The 17,258-nt window shown below is 46.7% G+C and carries 15 protein-coding genes; 7 read left to right on the top strand and 8 right to left on the bottom strand.

Annotated elements, in window-relative coordinates:
- Genes AB0L18_RS07475 through AB0L18_RS07455 form a run of 5 tightly spaced genes read right to left on the bottom strand, consistent with a single transcriptional unit; the run spans position 1 to position 4,999 of the window.
- A complete protein-coding gene (locus AB0L18_RS07475) occupies positions 1 to 300 on the bottom strand; it encodes a PAAR domain-containing protein (protein WP_367391965.1) in 300 nt (99 codons plus the stop codon).
- Between the two features lie 23 nt (positions 301 to 323).
- On the bottom strand, positions 324 to 1,910 hold the full coding sequence (locus tag AB0L18_RS07470; protein ID WP_367391964.1) for a phage baseplate assembly protein V: 1,587 nt from the start codon (positions 1,908 to 1,910) through the stop codon (positions 324 to 326).
- 16 nt (positions 1,911 to 1,926) lie between these two features.
- Positions 1,927 to 2,373, bottom strand: a complete 447-nt coding sequence (locus AB0L18_RS07465) for a phage tail protein (RefSeq protein WP_367391963.1) — start codon at positions 2,371 to 2,373, stop codon at positions 1,927 to 1,929.
- A 34-nt stretch (positions 2,374 to 2,407) separates the two neighbouring features.
- Positions 2,408 to 3,940 (bottom strand): phage tail sheath family protein, encoded by a 1,533-nt coding sequence (locus AB0L18_RS07460; RefSeq protein WP_367391962.1) that lies wholly within the window; start codon positions 3,938 to 3,940, stop codon positions 2,408 to 2,410.
- A 12-nt stretch (positions 3,941 to 3,952) separates the two neighbouring features.
- A complete protein-coding gene (locus AB0L18_RS07455) occupies positions 3,953 to 4,999 on the bottom strand; it encodes a hypothetical protein (RefSeq protein ID WP_367391961.1) in 1,047 nt (348 codons plus the stop codon).
- Positions 5,000 to 5,196: 197 nt separating this feature from the next.
- Between AB0L18_RS07455 and AB0L18_RS07450 the strand changes: the two genes are divergently transcribed.
- On the top strand, positions 5,197 to 5,679 hold the full coding sequence (locus AB0L18_RS07450; RefSeq protein WP_367391960.1) for a GNAT family N-acetyltransferase: 483 nt from the start codon (positions 5,197 to 5,199) through the stop codon (positions 5,677 to 5,679).
- A 529-nt stretch (positions 5,680 to 6,208) separates the two neighbouring features.
- Here AB0L18_RS07450 and AB0L18_RS07445 read toward each other — a convergent pair.
- The gene (locus AB0L18_RS07445) at positions 6,209 to 7,681 is read right to left on the bottom strand and encodes a T9SS type A sorting domain-containing protein (RefSeq protein WP_367391959.1); all 1,473 of its coding nucleotides are present in this window, start codon (positions 7,679 to 7,681) and stop codon (positions 6,209 to 6,211) included.
- A 436-nt stretch (positions 7,682 to 8,117) separates the two neighbouring features.
- Between AB0L18_RS07445 and AB0L18_RS07440 the strand changes: the two genes are divergently transcribed.
- The 3 genes from AB0L18_RS07440 (at position 8,118) to AB0L18_RS07430 (ending at position 11,865) form a co-directional block, all read left to right on the top strand.
- Complete coding sequence (locus AB0L18_RS07440) at positions 8,118 to 8,363, top strand: VF530 family DNA-binding protein (RefSeq protein WP_367391958.1); 246 nt, start codon at positions 8,118 to 8,120, stop codon at positions 8,361 to 8,363.
- Between the two features lie 12 nt (positions 8,364 to 8,375).
- The gene (locus tag AB0L18_RS07435; protein WP_367391957.1) at positions 8,376 to 11,246 is read left to right on the top strand and encodes a CHAT domain-containing protein; all 2,871 of its coding nucleotides are present in this window, start codon (positions 8,376 to 8,378) and stop codon (positions 11,244 to 11,246) included.
- 181 nt (positions 11,247 to 11,427) lie between these two features.
- Entirely contained in the window at positions 11,428 to 11,865 is a 438-nt protein-coding gene (locus AB0L18_RS07430; protein ID WP_367391956.1) for a hypothetical protein, read from the top strand.
- 79 nt (positions 11,866 to 11,944) lie between these two features.
- Here AB0L18_RS07430 and AB0L18_RS07425 read toward each other — a convergent pair whose 3' ends face one another.
- Entirely contained in the window at positions 11,945 to 12,334 is a 390-nt protein-coding gene (locus AB0L18_RS07425; protein ID WP_367391955.1) for a hypothetical protein, read from the bottom strand.
- A 225-nt stretch (positions 12,335 to 12,559) separates the two neighbouring features.
- Here AB0L18_RS07425 and AB0L18_RS07420 point away from each other — a divergent pair, with 225 nt between their 5' ends.
- The 3 genes from AB0L18_RS07420 (at position 12,560) to AB0L18_RS07410 (ending at position 16,487) form a co-directional block, all read left to right on the top strand.
- Positions 12,560 to 13,798, top strand: coding sequence for a sensor histidine kinase (locus tag AB0L18_RS07420; RefSeq protein ID WP_367391954.1), 1,239 nt, complete (start codon positions 12,560 to 12,562; stop codon positions 13,796 to 13,798).
- Positions 13,799 to 13,813: 15 nt separating this feature from the next.
- The gene (locus tag AB0L18_RS07415) at positions 13,814 to 14,515 is read left to right on the top strand and encodes a response regulator transcription factor (protein WP_367391953.1); all 702 of its coding nucleotides are present in this window, start codon (positions 13,814 to 13,816) and stop codon (positions 14,513 to 14,515) included.
- A gap of 427 nt (positions 14,516 to 14,942) precedes the next feature.
- Positions 14,943 to 16,487 carry a SulP family inorganic anion transporter gene (locus tag AB0L18_RS07410; RefSeq protein WP_367391952.1) on the top strand — a complete coding sequence of 515 codons (1,545 nt, stop codon included), beginning with the start codon at positions 14,943 to 14,945 and terminating at the stop codon, positions 16,485 to 16,487.
- A 21-nt stretch (positions 16,488 to 16,508) separates the two neighbouring features.
- On the opposite strand, the gene AB0L18_RS07405 is transcribed toward AB0L18_RS07410, so the two are convergent.
- The gene (locus tag AB0L18_RS07405; RefSeq protein WP_367391951.1) at positions 16,509 to 17,057 is read right to left on the bottom strand and encodes a hypothetical protein; all 549 of its coding nucleotides are present in this window, start codon (positions 17,055 to 17,057) and stop codon (positions 16,509 to 16,511) included.
- Between the last annotated feature and the right edge of the window lie 201 nt (positions 17,058 to 17,258).

The following is a 17,258-nucleotide window of genomic DNA, read 5'->3' as shown; positions in this document are numbered from 1 at the left end:
TCAACCGCCAATCATCACCGTCGGAATACCCACGACAATACTGCCTCCGTGGGCAGTCGAATCACCCATTCGGGCCGCGGGTTTGCCGCCGATCATGACCGTTGCTGAGCCTTTTACTATACTGTCCGGAGGGCCCACACAAGTACACATGTCTCCCAACACGGCAGCAGGCATTCCGTTGATCAATACAGTAGGAATACCAGGCCCTACAATCGGGCCGCCGACGTGTGGAATGGGGGGCATCCCCGGGGTTACCATCGGGCATACGTGCATATCTGTTAGTCTTGCTGCTGGTGGCATAAGCTTTGTTGTCTTTTTGATTATTAATTGATCATCACCATTGATCCTTGCACTTTTGTCATGCCACTGGATTTCATTTCAGCTTGGGCATTGCCTTGTGCGGAGAAGCTGGCGCCGGCTTCTATCTCAACATTGGTAGTAGCCTTGACCACAATTTCACCCGGCGCATCAAGTTCAATATCCTGGCAGCTTTTGAATTTTATTCCAGCAGCATCCATCGTGATCTGATTGCCGTGCTGATCACTGATGACGATGCTACTTTCCTCATCCGACAATACGATGGTATTATTGGCTGGTGTAGCTAAAGTCAGTTGCTTCTTGTCGTCATCAAATTCCAGTTTAAGCCCACTGCGGGTGAGGAGGGCCTTGAGGTGGTTGTCATCTTCCATAGGATAGAGAGGAGCTTGGGCTGTACCATAAAGCGCACCCAATACAAGGGGCTGTGCCAAGTCGTTTTCCTCAAAGCCCAGCAACACTTCGTCTCCTATTTCGGGTAAAAAGAAAGCTCCTTTTCCCGGGCTAGCATAAAAACTGGCCATGCGCGACCAAAGGCCGCTTCCCGTAGCATCCAACTCCGGAACATCTATCAAAACACGGTGGTTGCCGAGGGGGTCACCTGCCAGCGCTAAGACCTTTCCAGTGAGAATGCCCGGCGACGGAGGGAGCGCCGTGTCAACAGCCGCCGTTGCTGGCCCAATGTTCACGGTAGTTTTCCACTGGCCACTTTCAGCCAGATGGTGGAAGCCGGTGATCAAGTGCTTGCCGTTGAATTGTGCGCCAAACCCGGCAAGTTCAATGGTGCTGTTGAGGCGCGGGGATGCATTGCCGAAAAAGGTGATTGCTCCCGTAGGCTTAGCTAATGGGGCACTACTTCTTGCAGTACTTGATTTAGGATCACTTTTTGGTGCAACCTTAGCTTTTTTTCGCAATAAACTTCTTGCCCCTGTTTGCGAGGCTTGAGCATCATTGACCCTGGTGTTGAATTTAAAGCTCCAAACATCTTGGTCTTGTGTGAGGCGTAGGTCAGGATCACTGGCTGTGGCACTCGCTTTTACAAAAACCTTCCCGTTTTCGGCGTAAGCCAGTAAGTTATTGGCCTCTGCTCGGGCTTGGATGAAGCCCCAGTCGGTCATTTGAAACTGGCTCATTCGCTGGTGCCGAACGTTCGTCTCCTCTACCTCTAAGGGGAAGCCGCTTTCGCTCAAGATGGTACTAATTATTTCCTTGTCGGTAAGCTCACTGAAGAGCTGGTTGTCGGGCACCTGGTCCAGGGTAAAGGTTTTGTCCAGGCAATGTACCGCAAGCTTCATGCGCTGGCCCTCGTTGCCCTCAAGGGATTGATCGGTGATAATGCCAGAAAAAACCCGTTGATTATCTTGTTGATACCCTAACTTTATTTCAATATTTTTTCCTGGTGCAAGCTCCTCCATCGCTGCCATTAAACTTCTTCCTGAGGGTGCCAACATTGCGACAGTCGCCGAAGGGATGTTACCAATTTTGCTGGTGACCTCTATTTTGACAACATCCAGCACATCAGACAATGCGGTACCTTCGATGAGTACAATAAAAGAGATCAACTGCTGGTCTTCAATAAGTGGGGAAATAGCCATAGTGGGTTTTATTGTTTTAAGCTTTTTCAAAAGAAAGGCCTTCGTGAGCTAATACGATTTCTTCAACCGCTACTTCCGAACTTTGGGCCTTCATGTCCGTGCCGGTTACTTTCGTAGGGTAAGCATTTTTCAAGGTCCAGGTAAACATTGGGTTATGCTCCTCGTCTAGCAGTTGAATGGTAACGGTCTCGCGCTGAACGGTATTCATCTTTACCTCCATAAAGTAGTCATAAAGGGCGGTGTCTTGCTTAAACAGCCCTTTTTTCAGGGTCACATCCGAAGCTTTACGTAACCCGAGCATCTTCACCGTCGAAAAATCGACACTGTTACCCGCGCGATATTCCATGATGTCGTACTCGGCATCCAGGCCCATGACTTCTTGAAAAGCGATCTCAACTTTGTCACCGATGGTCACTTTGAAATGAAATTGGGGTACGGGCCAAAGGTTATCTTGATCTGACATATTTTTGCAATTAGATTAAAAATTTGAGCTAGACTTATGAGGTTTGCATTTGTTGCTGTAGCTGGATGACAATGAATTCTGCAGGTCTTACCACGGCAACTCCTATGTTTATTTTCATCCAGCCCTCTAAAATATCCACTGGGGTCATGGTGGTACCTAAGCCGATGTTCACAAAGAAAGCATCCTGTGGTGTAGCACCAGCCAAAGCACCTTGCTGCCAAATATTGGTTAGGAAGTTACGAATCATTGTGTTGAGGCTAGCCCAGGTATTCGCATCGTTAGGTTCAAAAACATAAGCTTCTGCCGCGTATTTTACGGATTGCTCGATAAAAATAATGGTACGTCGCACACTGATGTAGCGCCAATCCATACTGTTGCCATCCAGGGTGCGGGCTCCCCAAACAAGCACTCCCTTGCCGAGGAAATTGCGGATGGCGTTCACCGCTTTACCATCCAGGGGGGCATTAAGGTCTTCTTGTTCAATATTGGTGATATTGACCGCTGGTTTCACGACGGCGTTCATAGAAACATTTGCCGGTGATTGCCATACCCCTGTCGTATTATCGATCATCGTATAAATTCCCGCCATACCACCACTGGGAGGGAGTAGATTCAGGTGCTCTCGCACACTTTGCATGATGGCTTTGTAAAGGGGGTGAGTTGCCAGTAGCGTTCGGTGGATGTCTTCTTTTGAAAGTGGTTTACTGATGTCTTCTTTTTCGGCCTTTTCCGGAAGGCTTGCCTTGGTGGGGCGAAGTTGCTCAATGACAGCACGAATATTGTCTGCGCTGGTTGGCTTGAGCGAGCCAGCCTTTACCTGTAGGTCAATGTCTTCTTTGAGTAGCTCTATAAAGGCCACCATGGAACCATTGTCGATGTTGGTAAAATCAACTTCGTCATTGCCAACAATATTTGTCTCCACCCAGGGGTAATAGGCCGCTCCCCATTGCAGATGATCGCCGCCGATGCCGGTACGGAATGCGGAGATCACGTCGTCTCCTGGTACGCTTTTCTTGAAACCGTCAAAGATGTCCAGGATAGCTATTCGGTTGCGCTGCGAAGCACAATGTTCCAGCATGGTTTGCTGCAAGGTGTAACATTCTTGTTGCTCCAACAACACGGCGTCGGGAATCACCAGCATGGTGGGTTCATGCGCTGGTTCAAGGGTTTGAATGCCCTCTGCTAAGCGGCTTTGGGTAATCGAATCCTGATAATCCCCAACGGAAACAATGTAGCAGCTTGATCCGCCATTGGCAAAAAACAACTTCATGCTATAAAAAAGCAGGTAACGATGGCTTTGGGGGGTAATCCTATAGGGCTTGTTCGGATCTTGTTGTCGAACATTTTCTAGCGAATAAGTCGTCTTTGGTGCACCACCAAAGTACATGATAAACTCGCCGAAAGAAGAGATGCGAGTTGGTTTAAGCGCGAGGTCTTTTTTGTTGTCAACAGTCTTTTCGGTATAGCCCACAAAAGCAGGAATAGCCGTCTCAACTTGCGCTACTGAATTAGGAAAAGCACTTGTTTCTTCAACGTAAACGCCGGGTGTTTTATAGATTTTAGCCATGATAGGGTGAGTTTATAGGTAGACGTAAATATCAGAATAAAAGACTTGCTGCCCGTTTTCGTCCTTTCCGGGTGTGATTCTATTTACATTGGGACTGGGGAGTTGTAACTTTATCAGACTTTGACTGCCGCCGCTTACTTCCAGTTCGATCTTATCACTAGGCCGTTCCTGGAGTGCCATTGGTGATTGCAAAGTCATAACCTGCGCCGTTTGGCCGCCGGGTAATTGCACGGCCTCAGGACCTCCAACCTCCGTTAGGGCTTCCCCATTTTTGAACAATTTGAATTGATCAAAACCGTTTTGACCTCTATCGATAAAATAGTACCGCCAAGTCGTTTTTCGAGCAGAAAAATCAAGTTGATAAACAGGGCCTTGGCCATCAAGTAAGGCTTGTGCTACCGAAGGGAAGACAACTATTTGCAGTACTCCCAACAAATTATAGGAGTGGACTCGATCAGAAAGCACATAAAGGCTTTGTTCTTGTACCTGGCCGTCTTCTGTTTCCAGATTAAGCAACAGCTCCCCTTCATCGGGAATGACTAATTGAAAAGTACCCCTTGCTGCGTCTTCCGGGCTCAGTACCTCTTCGTATATTTTTTCACCAGCAATGGTATAAAGCTTAATCGTAAGAGCGGTATTCTCTGGAGGTGGTGAAAATTGTATGGTCTGCTGAATTGAGGTGAAAGTAACCTTGTTCTTCGGAGAAATAGGGATAAGGCCATCAGCTTCTGAAGGTAGCGTACTGGAAAAGTATATTTTTGCATCGCTTTCAGCAATATCCATTTGGGTATAGTTCAAAAACAGAGGATCGCTGGATTCCAGGGAAAAACTGAGCACAACAGGTGCTTTAATCTTGCTTTCATTATTGCCTGTCCCCTGATCTTCAACAGCTTGATAGATGACCACTCCCGAGGGGGAATTTTTCATCCTAATCCCGTAGGCATTCATGATCTGCTGAGAAATTCGGGTAGGTTTAATTTGGAGCCCCGGACAAATACCGTTCGAAAAATAGGAATGATGGATATCGATCTGAAAAAGATGCGAATACTTCGTTAGCATAGGGGATTAGTGTTTTAGAGAAGTAAAATATGATTTTTATTTTATTCTTCCGGTAAGCCTCTTTCAGAATCCTGCGTACGCAGAGTTGCGTGGTTCTGTATTTCACCCAAAAGAACTACCTCCGAATGCCAAATAGCAGAGGCCCAAAATGAAATGACTTTCGTATGTTTGAGTTGTTTCTAAGACAACCCACAACCATGAAAATCCACTACTCGTGCCTTTCTTACGATGAACTGAGTAAAGACCATTTGTACGCATTGCTAGCTTTGCGGCAGGAGGTTTTTGTGGTAGAACAACACTGCCCCTACCTCGATGCAGATGGCAAGGACCAGCAAGCTTACCACCTACTGGGCCTTACGGAAAACGGTGCTTTGGCCACCTACGCCCGCTTATTGCCTACAGGGAGCAGCTACCAGGATTACGCCGCCATCGGCCGAGTGATTACCGCCCCTTTTGCCCGCGGCCAAAAACTCGGCCGCACCCTCATGACGACGGCCATTGAACACGTAAAAGCCATCTGGGGAGCCGTGCCCATCAAGTTATCGGCACAGGCCCACCTGAGAGGGTATTACGGTTCCGTAGGTTTCAACCCCGTAGGCGAGATCTACCTGGAGGATGGGATTCCTCATGTGGGGATGGTTTATGGGGGGAGGAAAGAATTGACTCTGGTAAAAGTATAGTAATCTAAAAAATAGATGTTAGAGAATAGTATACTCGACGAGGAAATAGGGCAGTATCCTAAGAGTAGAATTGGCTGGTTTTTCTGGTTATTAGGAGCAATCTTTATGGCAGGTGTGTGCTTAGAAGCCGTGAGTGTATACCATATATTTCAATCAGAGGTTATGAGTACTAATACCTCGATGTTTAGGTGCTTTTATAATCCGTATCCCTACAGGCCATTTGTTCAGTATGTATATAATATTGGAATCTTGTCCTCTTTCATTTATGTAGCAATAAAAAAGTGGACTTTTCCAGAACGGAGTCTGAAGCGTATAATTTTATTAGGACCATTATTGATCTATCTGATCGACAGAATACTGCTATTTATTATACAATAGCGTGGACTACACTTTTGTAGTATTTCGATATGAGAGTGCTTTCGAGCGGGGTTAGGAAATGCTATCTAAAGATAGTGCTACTACAATGAGTGTAAAAGCAGAGGTGAAAAAATCGACGTTGCCGAGGCTATCGGTTTTGGCAACGCTTCGCTTATTGTTTGACAAATTTAGCAGCATAAGTTCTTTCACCATCGTTCAGCGATATCACATAAAAGCCACTGGGGAGGTCGGTAATGGAGACAGAAAGCGATGTGTGCTTGTCCGTCGGATTACGGGTTATCGCGGCTCGCCTGATGGTCTTCCCCGATAAATCGGTGATGGTATAAATAAAGTTGCCAACCGATAAGGTAAGGTTTTCTGGTAAAACAACCGTCAGTTCGTCCGAGGCGGGATTAGGGAATGCTTCGAGAGATAGTGCTGACAAATCGGGCGCAAAGACCGAAGTGAAAACATCAATATTACCTAGGCTGTCGGTTTTGGCGAGGAAAGCGTTGTAAAAAAGATCGGTATAACCAGTAATGACGTAACCGCCATCGGGGCTTTTCTGCAAATCTCTCCCAATATCCCGTTCTTCGGTGCCGAAAGTTTTTTCCCAAACCATTTCTCCCTCACTATCCAGGTGAACTAACCAGACATTTAATGGGGTTGTATCCCCCGTAACCAGATCGAAAGGCGTATTGCCGCCGAAGGTATACCCGCCGTCCTCATCGCAAACGATTCCAAAAGCCTGATCAATGGAGGAATCACCGTACCGCCTGCTCCATAAAAGATTACCATTTACATCCAGTTTACTAACAAATACGTCCGGGTCAGAAGATTGTGTATTACCCAAAACCAGATAATTGTTATTTTCATCCTGTATCACACTAGTTACAGTACCAAGTCCAATACCTAATTCTGTCCCTCGCTTAGTCCATATCATGTCCCCCTGGATATCCGCAACGATAAGCAGCGGTTCTACGAAGCCGCCTAGCACCCCGTAAAATCCACCTATGCAGTATCCTTCTTCTCTAGTTGGTATCATTGTGTAGGTATAAGAGTAAGGCTCGTACATCTTTTCCCAGAGTTGATCTCCATCGCTATTCAGTGCTACGAGTATGCTTTTAGGAGGCCCACCGTTAATTTCCGCATCAGTTGTGCCCGCTAATATGTAGGTGCTATCGTTGACTTCTGTGACCGCATCGAAGGAAGCTCTGGAATCTGGGCCTACTTCCCACAAAAAAGTCCATAGTGTATCTCCGTCACTGTTGGTTTTTAAGGCGTAGGCATCAGCGACGTTACCGCCAAAGGGATCGAATCTTCCGCGCACTCCCGCCACTAAGTATCCATTGTCGCTAGTTTCGTGTACACTATAGCCTGTATCTGTATAATCACCACCAAAAGCTTTTTGCCAAAGCAACGTACCCTCAATATCTGTTTTTACCAACCATGTATTTTCATATCCCTCTCCAAAACTGCTGCTACCTCCGACGAAAACATAGTTATTATCCTGGGTAGGTGATAACGCAAAAGCAAGATCCAGTTCTTCTCCACCGTAGGTGACGAAAAAACTATTGGGCTGAGAAAGAAGACCATTAATAAATACGCAAACAAGTAGTACAATTCTTATAGCACAGTTGCTCATTAGGTAATAATTATTAGGAGTAGAACTTGTTTGTACAGTAAAGGAGATTACAAGAAAGTAAATATCTTCGAGACTGTTAAGAAATGGGTGCATGACTAAAAACAGTCAAATGTATCTAATTGATAAGCTGTAATTAAAAAATACGGAGGACCGGTCTGACTGGTAGGTTTGCGCGATACACCTAATTTTGAACACGCTCGAGGCACTTCTAAAAATCTAACTAGCGTAAGGTTGGTGCACAAAGCTCTTGAAACTAGAGGAATCCCGTCACTAAACCTCACTGTATTAAGTACTTAGTACCAGGTACTCAGAGAGAACACTTTTTTAATCCAAGTACACAGTACCCAATACCAAGTACGGTGAGGTTGGGGGGAAGTAACTACCTGGTGATCAGATTTTACCCCCCAAACCTCACGTTAACTAAACTCCCCCTCTTATGAACCACAACCCCAACCCCAAAAACGAACAGCCTAACAACCCGCTCCACGGAGTGAAATTATTAACTATTTTAGAGTCATTAGTCACACATTACGGCTGGGAACGATTAGCGATGAAAATCGACATCAATTGCTTCAAAAATGATCCTTCCATCAAGTCTAGTCTTAAATTTTTAAGAAAAACACCCTGGGCTAGAGATAAGGTGGAGCAACTTTATCTTGAGCTCGCTGATTCAAAAAAATAAAAATAAGTTGAGATGACCCTTTTTCCACCCTTGTTCAATTACAACGCCCTACGGCCTGCACTGGCCTTTCTGTTTTTAGTTAGCTGGGTGCTAAGCATGAGTGGCCAAAACAACGCAACGCTTATCCTACCTGAACTAGACGCCTTCATTAAGGAGTCTCGTGCCCTCACAGAGCAGCGTGAATTTGTAGCTGCTTTGGCCATCAACGCCAAAGCCTTCGCCTTAGCGGAGACCTGTTGTGGACAAGAATCAGCCGCTTATGCTGCAGTCTGCTTCAATGAAGGCCGCATCCACCACATCAAAGGAGATTACCAGAAAGCCGTGGAGTGGTACGTGCCCTCCATGCGTATCCGCAAACGAGTGTTGGGGGATTTACACGAAGACTATGGCAAGAGCTTGAACAACCTGGCAGTGGTTTATAAGAAACTAGGGCGGTTTGAGTCAGCAGAGCCTTTGTATAAAGGAGCCTTGCTGGTGAGGCGTAATCTTTTCGGTGAACGAAGCGCTCCTTTTGCCGCTGCGTTGGGCAATCTAGCGGTACTTTACCGGGAATTGGGCAATTATGAAGATGCGGAGGCTCTCAACCTTAAGGCCTTGGAGATACGGGAGGAAGTTTTGGGGGATCAACATCCTCATTATGTACTCAACCTGCTCAACCTGGGAGCCTTCTATTATGAAATTGATCAGTTTGACAAAGCCGAGACCTACTACCTGCGTGTAAAAACCTACTATGAATCAAGTGGCAACACCCAGGATATAGATTATTTAAAAGCTTTAGACAATCTGGGGTCGGTCTATTTAGCGAAAAGAGATTACCAGCTCGCTGAAAAATACTACCTGCTGGCCCTGCAAAAGGTGGAGCAAGAACTTGGATCAAAGGATGAGCTTACTGCTACCCTCTATAATCACTTAGGGCTCCTTTATCTCGAAACAGGGGCCTTTGACAAAGGGCAATATCATTTGGAAAAAGCCTTAAGTATCTTAGAGGTTTTGGGTATGAAAACTCACCAGAGTTACGGCTTCTACCGGCAGAATCTTGGTAGTCTGTTTTATGAAATGGGAGCCTACGAGCAGGCTAAACAAGAGCAAACTATTTCCCTTTCTATCATTCTTCAAGCTTTAGGCCAACACCATCGGCGTTATCGGAAAGGGTTAAGGGAGCTTATTCAGACGGAATTTGCTTTAAAAGAATTCGGACAAGCCGCAGAAAAATTACGCGTTTTGGCAGCAATTTCCCGCTTGCCTCTCCAGAATGCAGTACGCCATCTTTCCGAAACAGAAATGGCCCAGTATGCAGAAGATTTTAGAGAAAATCTCAACTATTACTTCACCCTCACCGAAAGGTATCCAGAGATGGCTGACCTTTGCTTCGACGAAATTCTGCTACATCGTGGCTTCTTACTTAATAAGGCTTTGCGTGTTAACCAGTTCCTTCCCGCTGATTCGCTAGGGCGCGAATACCTGGAACAACTGCGCGGTGTCCATCGCCAATTGGCGGCGCAGTATGCGACTCCATTAGATGCCCGTAGTGAGCTCGCTGCCCTGGAAGAAGAAGCCGATCGATTAGAAAAAATTCTCGCCAGGGAAATAGCAAAATTGGGCAATGTTGAAGACAAGGTCAATTGGCAAACCATTCAAAGTACACTGGAGTCAGGAGCGGCCGTACTAGAATTTGTCCATTACACGGACCGGATAGCGGAACATACCAATAAACTTGGTGTCCTTTTGCTAATGCCAAATCTTACATCTCCGTTGTTTATTCCGCTTTGCACCGAAGAAGAGCTAGATAGGCAGCTACAGCGATTAGGTATCTCAGAACAAGACTACATAAACGATTTGTACACTTACGCTGGTCGGGGAAAACAAATCTATGAATTGATTTGGCAACCTTTAAATGAAAAGCTAGCCAATTTTCCTGAGCTAAGTAAACTCTACTTAGTGAAAGCGGGGAATTTACACCGCCTGAATCTGGCGGCTTTGCCTACTCCAGAAGGGAAGACCCTGAGTGATACTTATCAGCTGAGTCTCCTCACGAGCAGTCGGGAGTTGCTAGAAAAAAGGTCGCATCTAGCTACACATGCTGCAACAGCAGTATTATTTGGCGCTATAGACTATGATGCTACGCCATCGATGACGACGACCGCAGATGTCTCTTCTTTTTTTGAGGGAATGGACAGAGGGGTGCGTTTTCAAAGCGATCCCTCCCGTGCCAGCTCAGCTTGGCAACCCTTGCCCTGGACGGAGGTTGAAATCATCAATGCACAAGACCTACTTGAACCGGCAGGCTTTCGCACCATCAGTCAAATTCAAGACCAGGCTACAGAGTCTTTCTTTAAGGAAATTGGCAAGCCTAATGATGATTTAAAAAGCCCTCGTCTTCTTCATTTAGCTACACATGGTTACTTTTTTCCAGATCCGGATGAGTTAACATCTCAGGTAAATCATAACATCGCAGCAGCCCAAAACCCGATGATCCGCTCAGGTTTGATCCTGGCCGGGGCCAATGCGGCCTGGACCAATCAAAGTACACTTACAGAAAGAACAGAAGACGGCATCCTTACCGCTTACGAAATCAGTCACCTTGACCTAAGTGATACAGAATTGGTCATTCTTTCAGCCTGTGAAACAGGCTTAGGGGATGTGCAAAGCTTAGAAGGGGTCTATGGTTTACAACGCGCTTTTCAGATTGCAGGGAGCCGTTATGTAATGATGACGCTCTGGCAAATCTCCGACTACCAAACCCAACTTTTTATGGAACACTTCTATCGCTTCTGGTTGACCGAACAGCAGGATATTCGATCTGCTTTCAGTGCCGCCCGCCTGGAGATGCGCAAAGCCTATCCTGCTGCTTTTTATTGGGCCGGCTTTGTATTGCTGGAATAAAAAGCAGGATTTCCCACTTACCTTTTTTGGTAATAGTGACATTAATAATCAAACCTTAATTTATCCATCCGTTGATCTTAGATAACCAATCGTTTGGGCACCAACGTAACGTTACCATACACACAATGGCCTGCCCAAAAACGAATTGATCATTTTCGATTGGCACAACCTAATCTTTATTATGGCCAACAAGCTTCCTCCCCCCCCAAAAACAACAGTCTCCGAATCCGAAGTCATCGATCCTCACTTTCGCGTTACTTTTCCCTTGCCAAAGGAAGAAGGCTGGACCGACTGGAGTGCTGAAAATATCGCCCTTTACATCAATAACCTTAACGTGCATCTGACGTACGATGGGAATACCTACATCCCTGCTACGCGGACCTACAGTTTTGACAACTTCAAAAAAATCTCAGCTCCTTTTAATCTTAAGGATTTTGATGACACCGTCAGCTACTATAATGCTTCAAGCTACTATCTCACTTTGTATATTCATTTTGCCGATGCAAATTTCAAGGATCACAATGTGAAAGAATGGAAGGCTACTATAAAATTAGCAGGGAACATTATCAGTGATTATGATAGTAAGGTGCTCCCTTTTCAGCCCGAGCGGAACCACTAGTTTTTAAAATAAAAAAGCTGCGGTAATCTACTTTGGATTACCGCAGCCTGTCTCAGTGAAAAAGCATTAAAGTCTAGTATTACTCTTGCTTTACAGCAAGCGTAGTTGTTTTTGCTGCTGGCGCTGCTGCAGTGCTAGTGCCTTTAGCCGGAGCACACTGGCTAGGGTCACAAATTTTGTTGCAATCAGCAGGTTGGCAGTTGGCGGGAGCAGGCGTCAGGCTCGTCAGCTTGAAAAGCGCAGGTTGAGCGACTACAGGTGCTGCTTGCTTTTCAGCAACCGCGTTTGCCCGTTCTGGCGCAGTTGCGCTGGTAGCGGTAACCGAAGTTGTTTTCGCCTGGCAGCTCGTGCTGGCAGTAGATTTCGAAGCACACTGGGCAGGGTTGCAAGCTGGTTTAGCAGCAGCATCTTGGGCAGACAAGCCAAGACCTACCGTAACAAATGCGCAAAGAAGAAGTAAGCGTAGCATAATTGTAAATTTTATAATCACTCAGTTCCGCTGAGTTACCGGTTTTTTAAAAAACAGCACAAAAACAACTCAAATTGTTATTGCGCAATATTCGTAAGCAAAGCTAGAGGAATACCAGCCAAGTTGCTGTTTTTTAGCTGTTAGTCAGCTGTTAAAAAGCTGTTAAACGCAGGGTGGGGTCCAGTATAAAAGCTTTACTTTGCACTGTTTCTACCGACTAAAACTATGCGATACGCTACCAGTACTTACCTTGTTTTGGCGTCTGCCGTCGCCATGGCCGTGCTGATTGCCATACAGGTGGCTTGGCTTCGTCAGTCGCAACAATTGATCGAAGAACAGTTCCAAACCAATGTCAATACCGCCTTATGTAGTACGGTGCAAACCTTGGCACAACAAGAAGGCGCTCAAACTCCTTTCGGGCAAGCCTGTGTGCCCTCGGTGGTGGAATGCGGAGAAGAATTAAATGAATTGATTAAGACCGATCTTTTTGCGCAAACGCTCTCCTCCACACTCGCTGGATTCAACATCAACCTCCCCTACGAAGCCAGGGTTTGTGCTAAGGCACCAGACACGCTTCAGGAAGCCAACGCCGAACTGCCCCCCTATTCCTGTGCCTTGGATCCAATCACCCAGACCGATAGCCATTTCCTGAATCTGGAATTTGCGGGCCGTAAAAAATACATGCTCAATAAAATGGGCATGATGACGGGGGCTTCATTTGGGATCCTCTTGCTCATCTGCCTTTTGTTTTTTTACGCAACTTACCGCCTCTTGCGGGAGAAGAAGATGAGCGATCTGAACCGCGAATTCTTCAACCACATGGCTCACGAATTTCGTACGCCACTCACCAATATCAAATTGGCCAGCAGTCTTTTGGAGCGCAAAGCCCTGGTACCTGCAGGTAAGCCCCACCTGAACATCATCCAAAGTGAAGCGACCCAACTCATGCAGCAAGTGGAACAAGTCCTCTACCTCGCACGATTAGAAAAAAACGACTACCTCCTGCGCAAAGAATCCTGTGATTTAGTGGAGCTTTTTCAATCTACCATTGTGGCGATGAACCTGCAAGTTGCCAAACAAAATGCAAGTATCGATTTTACGCCTCCAGCTGAATTTCCGCTCGTTCAGGTCGATTCCCTGCATCTGCAAAATGCCTTGCGCAACCTGCTAGACAATGCCCTCAAGTATGCTGGCGAAGATGCCGATATTCGCATAGCACTCAAGGATATTGGCGACCGGATCCTTTTTTCGGTCAGCGATAATGGCCCCGGCTTATCGACGGTGCAGCAGGAGCAAATATTCACCCCTTTTTATCGCCAACAAACATCGCGCAACAATTGCAAAGGTTTTGGTTTGGGCCTCGCCTATGTCAAGCGTATTGTCGACTTACACAAGGGGCAGATCAATGTATTCAGTGCCGAGGGGCAAGGTACACGCTTTGAAATCACCCTGCCAAAATCTTAAAACCACGCTCGCAACATGGACCAACATAGCATCTTATTGGTGGAAGACGATCTCAATCTGGGTTTTTTATTGATGGAGTTCCTTGAACTGGAAGGTATGAAAGTGACCTGGCGCAAAGATGCCCAATCGGCGATCCAGGAACTGCAAAAGCAAGATTATGATTTGGGGGTGCTGGATATTACCATGCCCGGCATGGACGGTTTTAGTCTCGCCAAGCATATCCGTAACAAACATCCCCAGTTTCCTTTCTTGTTTTTAACCGCTCGCCTCCTCAAAGAAGACAAACTCAAAGGCTACCAGCTAGGTGCCGAAGACTACCTGACCAAGCCTTTCGACGAAGAAGAATTGCTCTGCAAAATCAGAGTGATCTTGCGACGTAGCGAAGAGGCTACCCTCGTTCAGCCAGCAGCGCAACAGTTTGAAATTGGCCGCTATTTATTTGATTATTCCCGACAGGAAATAAAGCTCGACTCGGATATTCGCCGCTTAACGGAAAAGGAAAGCGAAATTCTATTGCTCCTTTGCCAACATCGCAACCGCATCCTGAAACGCGACATGGCCGTCAGGCGCATCTACGGCAAAGACGACTATTTCCTCGGCCGCAGCTTTGACGTTTTTATCAGCCGCTTACGCAAAATATTGAGCGAAGACCCTGATGTTTCTATCGAAAATGTCTTCAAAGTAGGGTTCATCCTCAATGTGCCAGGGCTTAATTGATGCGAGATTGGGGGAGTTTGATCATAAGGTAATGACCTAACTCCAATCTCACGGTACTTGGTACTTGGACTCAGAAGGTGCTACATCACAAAGTAACCTGCTACCTCCCTAAAGCTCGTCCCAAAGCCTCGGGACGGCTACCGCCGACGCAGTAAGCACAGCGCAGCACCCCCACGATACCAATTCATCCGGAGAGCACAACCCACTAGCAGGTAATTCACCAATAATAATGCGGAATTAACCACTCGAGAGGATTGATAACCATCATTCGTTCTGATTCTCCAGAAAAGCGTACCTTTGCGGCTTCTTTTCAAGAGGCTGGCGAAATTGTAGCCTCTCTGCCCGAAAAACCACCACCACTAATTTCTCTTTTCCACAGCATCCGCCATGAGCGGATATTTGGTGGTAGATGAACATAAAAGAAAGAATGAAAAAGTATTTAAACCTGTTCGACCTCTCTCAGGATGTTAATTATAAGCTGGAATTTCTTTCTGGCCTCACTGTAGCCATGGCACTGATTCCAGAGGCTGTAGCTTTTGCTTTAATCGCGGGGCTGTCTCCCCTTACGGGGCTTTACGCAGCCTTTGTCATGGGCTTTGTCACCTCTATCTTAGGTGGCCGGCCAGGGATGATTTCCGGTGCTACCGGAGCTGTAGCGGTAGTCATTGCGGCGCTGGCCTATTCACACGGTGTGGAGTATGTATTTGCCACAGTGGTATTGGCGGGTATCTTGCAAGCAACGGCTGGTTTCCTTCGGTTAGGAAAACTCATGCGACTGGTACCGCATCCTGTCATATTCGGTTTCGTGAACGGCTTGGCCATTATCATCTTTATGTCGCAGTTGGATCAGTTCAAAGACGCCAGCGGTGCCTGGCTTACGGGCCCAGCCCTTTATTGGTTTGGTGGCCTGGTGTTACTCACCATGCTGATCATTTGGGGTTTGCCCAAATTGAGTAAAGCCGTTCCTGCGTCCTTGGTTGCCATTTTGAGCATCTTTGGTTTGGTGGTCGCATTCGGGATCGACACGAAAACCGTCGGAGACATGGCCTCTATCAAAGGGGGATTTCCTCCATTTCATTTGCCTGATGTCCCCATGAATATGGAAACTTTAGCCATCATTTTTCCTTATGCCTCCATCGTGGCCGGCGTAGGACTGATTGAAAGTCTCCTTACCCTCAATATCATTGACGAGATTACCGAAACCCGCGGCCGTGGCAACAAAGAAGCTGTAGCCCAGGGGATAGCAAATATTTTGTCGGGCGTCTTTTCTGGCATGGGAGGCTGTGCCATGATCGGTCAGAGCTTGATCAATATCTCTGCGGGTGCCCGTGCCCGGATGTCGGGTATTGTCGCTTCGGTAATGCTCCTGATCTTCATCATGTTTGGTGCCAGTCTGATCGAACAACTCCCTTTAGCTGCCCTAACGGGGCTTATGATCATGGTGGCCATTGGCACCTTCGAGTGGGCCAGTCTCAGAACCTTCACCAAGATGCCTCCTTCCGATATTTTTGTGATGGTTCTCGTCACGCTTGTGACAGCAGTGCTCCACAATCTGGCCTTGGCCGTTTTGATTGGCGTCATCATTGCTGCCCTGGTCTTTGCCTGGGACAATGCCAAACGTATCCGTGCCCGTAAGCATATTGACGAAAATGGTGTGAAGCACTACGAAATTTACGGCCCGCTTTTCTTTGGTTCCGTTACGGTATTCAACGAAAAATTTGATGTTCTAAATGACCCCGACGAGATCATCATCGATTTTGCCGAAAGCCGCGTTGTAGACATGTCCGCCATCGAAGCGCTTAATAAGCTCACCGAGCGTTACCACAAAGTAGGCAAAAGGGTTCACCTCAAAGACCTCAGCCAGGACTGTCGCCGCCTTTTGGCCAATGCCGACGAGATTATAGATGTGAATGTTTTAGAAAAATCCGCCAATGAACTTCCTCCTCGACCAGAGGGCATGGAAATGGTCTAGATTCCTTTCGTTGATCAGGGATCATACCCTCTCCGCCTCCGCCTGATGCTCCCGATCAATATTTAATCCGGTGCTCTCTTCCAAAAACTGATGGAGGGTAACCATTTGATCATGCCCGGCTTTTTGCCCAAAGAAGGCGACCAGATAAAGCGATAGAAAAGCGACAACCAGCAAGGGCACCAACCAAAGAACAGTCCCCGATTTTTCCAAGGAAAGATTGGCCATTCCGATAATGCTAATGACTAAAATGGCGAAGCCAAGAATCGCGTAGAAAAAGACAAACATGGTCCATACTGCTGGACGTGGACCGTAAACACCACGGATAAGTGTTTTGCCCTCTTCCGTCTCATCCAGCGTTATAGATAACTGAGGCGACCAATAATGTTGTACTGCGGCAGGCAGGTAGAGCGTAATATAGCCGGGATTTACGCGGCCAGTACAGGGCGCGTTCTCCTCTTTGAGGGCTTTGTCTATCTTGTCTTCCAGTTGCCCAAAGTTGTCTTCCGTAACGACCTGAAAACGAGGCCTCACCCGGTAGGGAGGTAAATGATCCTCAGTAGATTTTTTCATCCAGCGGTGGTTTTCCAGAATCGTTAGCTTAGGACAATTTACTATTTTTCCTAAATATTAATCAACCCCAGGAAAAAAAAGACGACGACCTCGGTCTAAGAGCATGTTTGGAGCTTGCTTACACCGAATACCAAGCATTTAGCAACCTGGCGTCACTCAAAATCACTTACTTGACCCGCCAAGCGCGTGATTTTGAGTTTA

This window comes from Lewinella sp. LCG006, assembly GCF_040784935.1.
Taxonomy (GTDB): Bacteria; Bacteroidota; Bacteroidia; order Chitinophagales; family Saprospiraceae; genus Lewinella.
This window is presented reverse-complemented; position numbering and strand designations above follow the sequence as displayed.

Excerpts from the sequence above, each read along its gene's own strand:
- AB0L18_RS07475 (WP_367391965.1), bottom strand. The coding sequence starts at position 300 with ATGCCACCAGCAGCAAGACTAACAGATATGCACGTATGCCCGATGGTA.
- AB0L18_RS07470 (WP_367391964.1), bottom strand. The coding sequence starts at position 1,910 with ATGGCTATTTCCCCACTTATTGAAGACCAGCAGTTGATCTCTTTTATT.
- AB0L18_RS07465 (WP_367391963.1), bottom strand. The coding sequence starts at position 2,373 with ATGTCAGATCAAGATAACCTTTGGCCCGTACCCCAATTTCATTTCAAA.
- AB0L18_RS07460 (WP_367391962.1), bottom strand. The coding sequence starts at position 3,940 with ATGGCTAAAATCTATAAAACACCCGGCGTTTACGTTGAAGAAACAAGT.
- AB0L18_RS07455 (WP_367391961.1), bottom strand. The coding sequence starts at position 4,999 with ATGCTAACGAAGTATTCGCATCTTTTTCAGATCGATATCCATCATTCC.
- AB0L18_RS07450 (WP_367391960.1), top strand. The coding sequence starts at position 5,197 with ATGAAAATCCACTACTCGTGCCTTTCTTACGATGAACTGAGTAAAGAC.
- AB0L18_RS07445 (WP_367391959.1), bottom strand. The coding sequence starts at position 7,681 with ATGAGCAACTGTGCTATAAGAATTGTACTACTTGTTTGCGTATTTATT.
- AB0L18_RS07440 (WP_367391958.1), top strand. The coding sequence starts at position 8,118 with ATGAACCACAACCCCAACCCCAAAAACGAACAGCCTAACAACCCGCTC.
- AB0L18_RS07435 (WP_367391957.1), top strand. The coding sequence starts at position 8,376 with ATGACCCTTTTTCCACCCTTGTTCAATTACAACGCCCTACGGCCTGCA.
- AB0L18_RS07430 (WP_367391956.1), top strand. The coding sequence starts at position 11,428 with ATGGCCAACAAGCTTCCTCCCCCCCCAAAAACAACAGTCTCCGAATCC.
- AB0L18_RS07425 (WP_367391955.1), bottom strand. The coding sequence starts at position 12,334 with ATGCTACGCTTACTTCTTCTTTGCGCATTTGTTACGGTAGGTCTTGGC.
- AB0L18_RS07420 (WP_367391954.1), top strand. The coding sequence starts at position 12,560 with ATGCGATACGCTACCAGTACTTACCTTGTTTTGGCGTCTGCCGTCGCC.
- AB0L18_RS07415 (WP_367391953.1), top strand. The coding sequence starts at position 13,814 with ATGGACCAACATAGCATCTTATTGGTGGAAGACGATCTCAATCTGGGT.
- AB0L18_RS07410 (WP_367391952.1), top strand. The coding sequence starts at position 14,943 with ATGAAAAAGTATTTAAACCTGTTCGACCTCTCTCAGGATGTTAATTAT.
- AB0L18_RS07405 (WP_367391951.1), bottom strand. The coding sequence starts at position 17,057 with ATGAAAAAATCTACTGAGGATCATTTACCTCCCTACCGGGTGAGGCCT.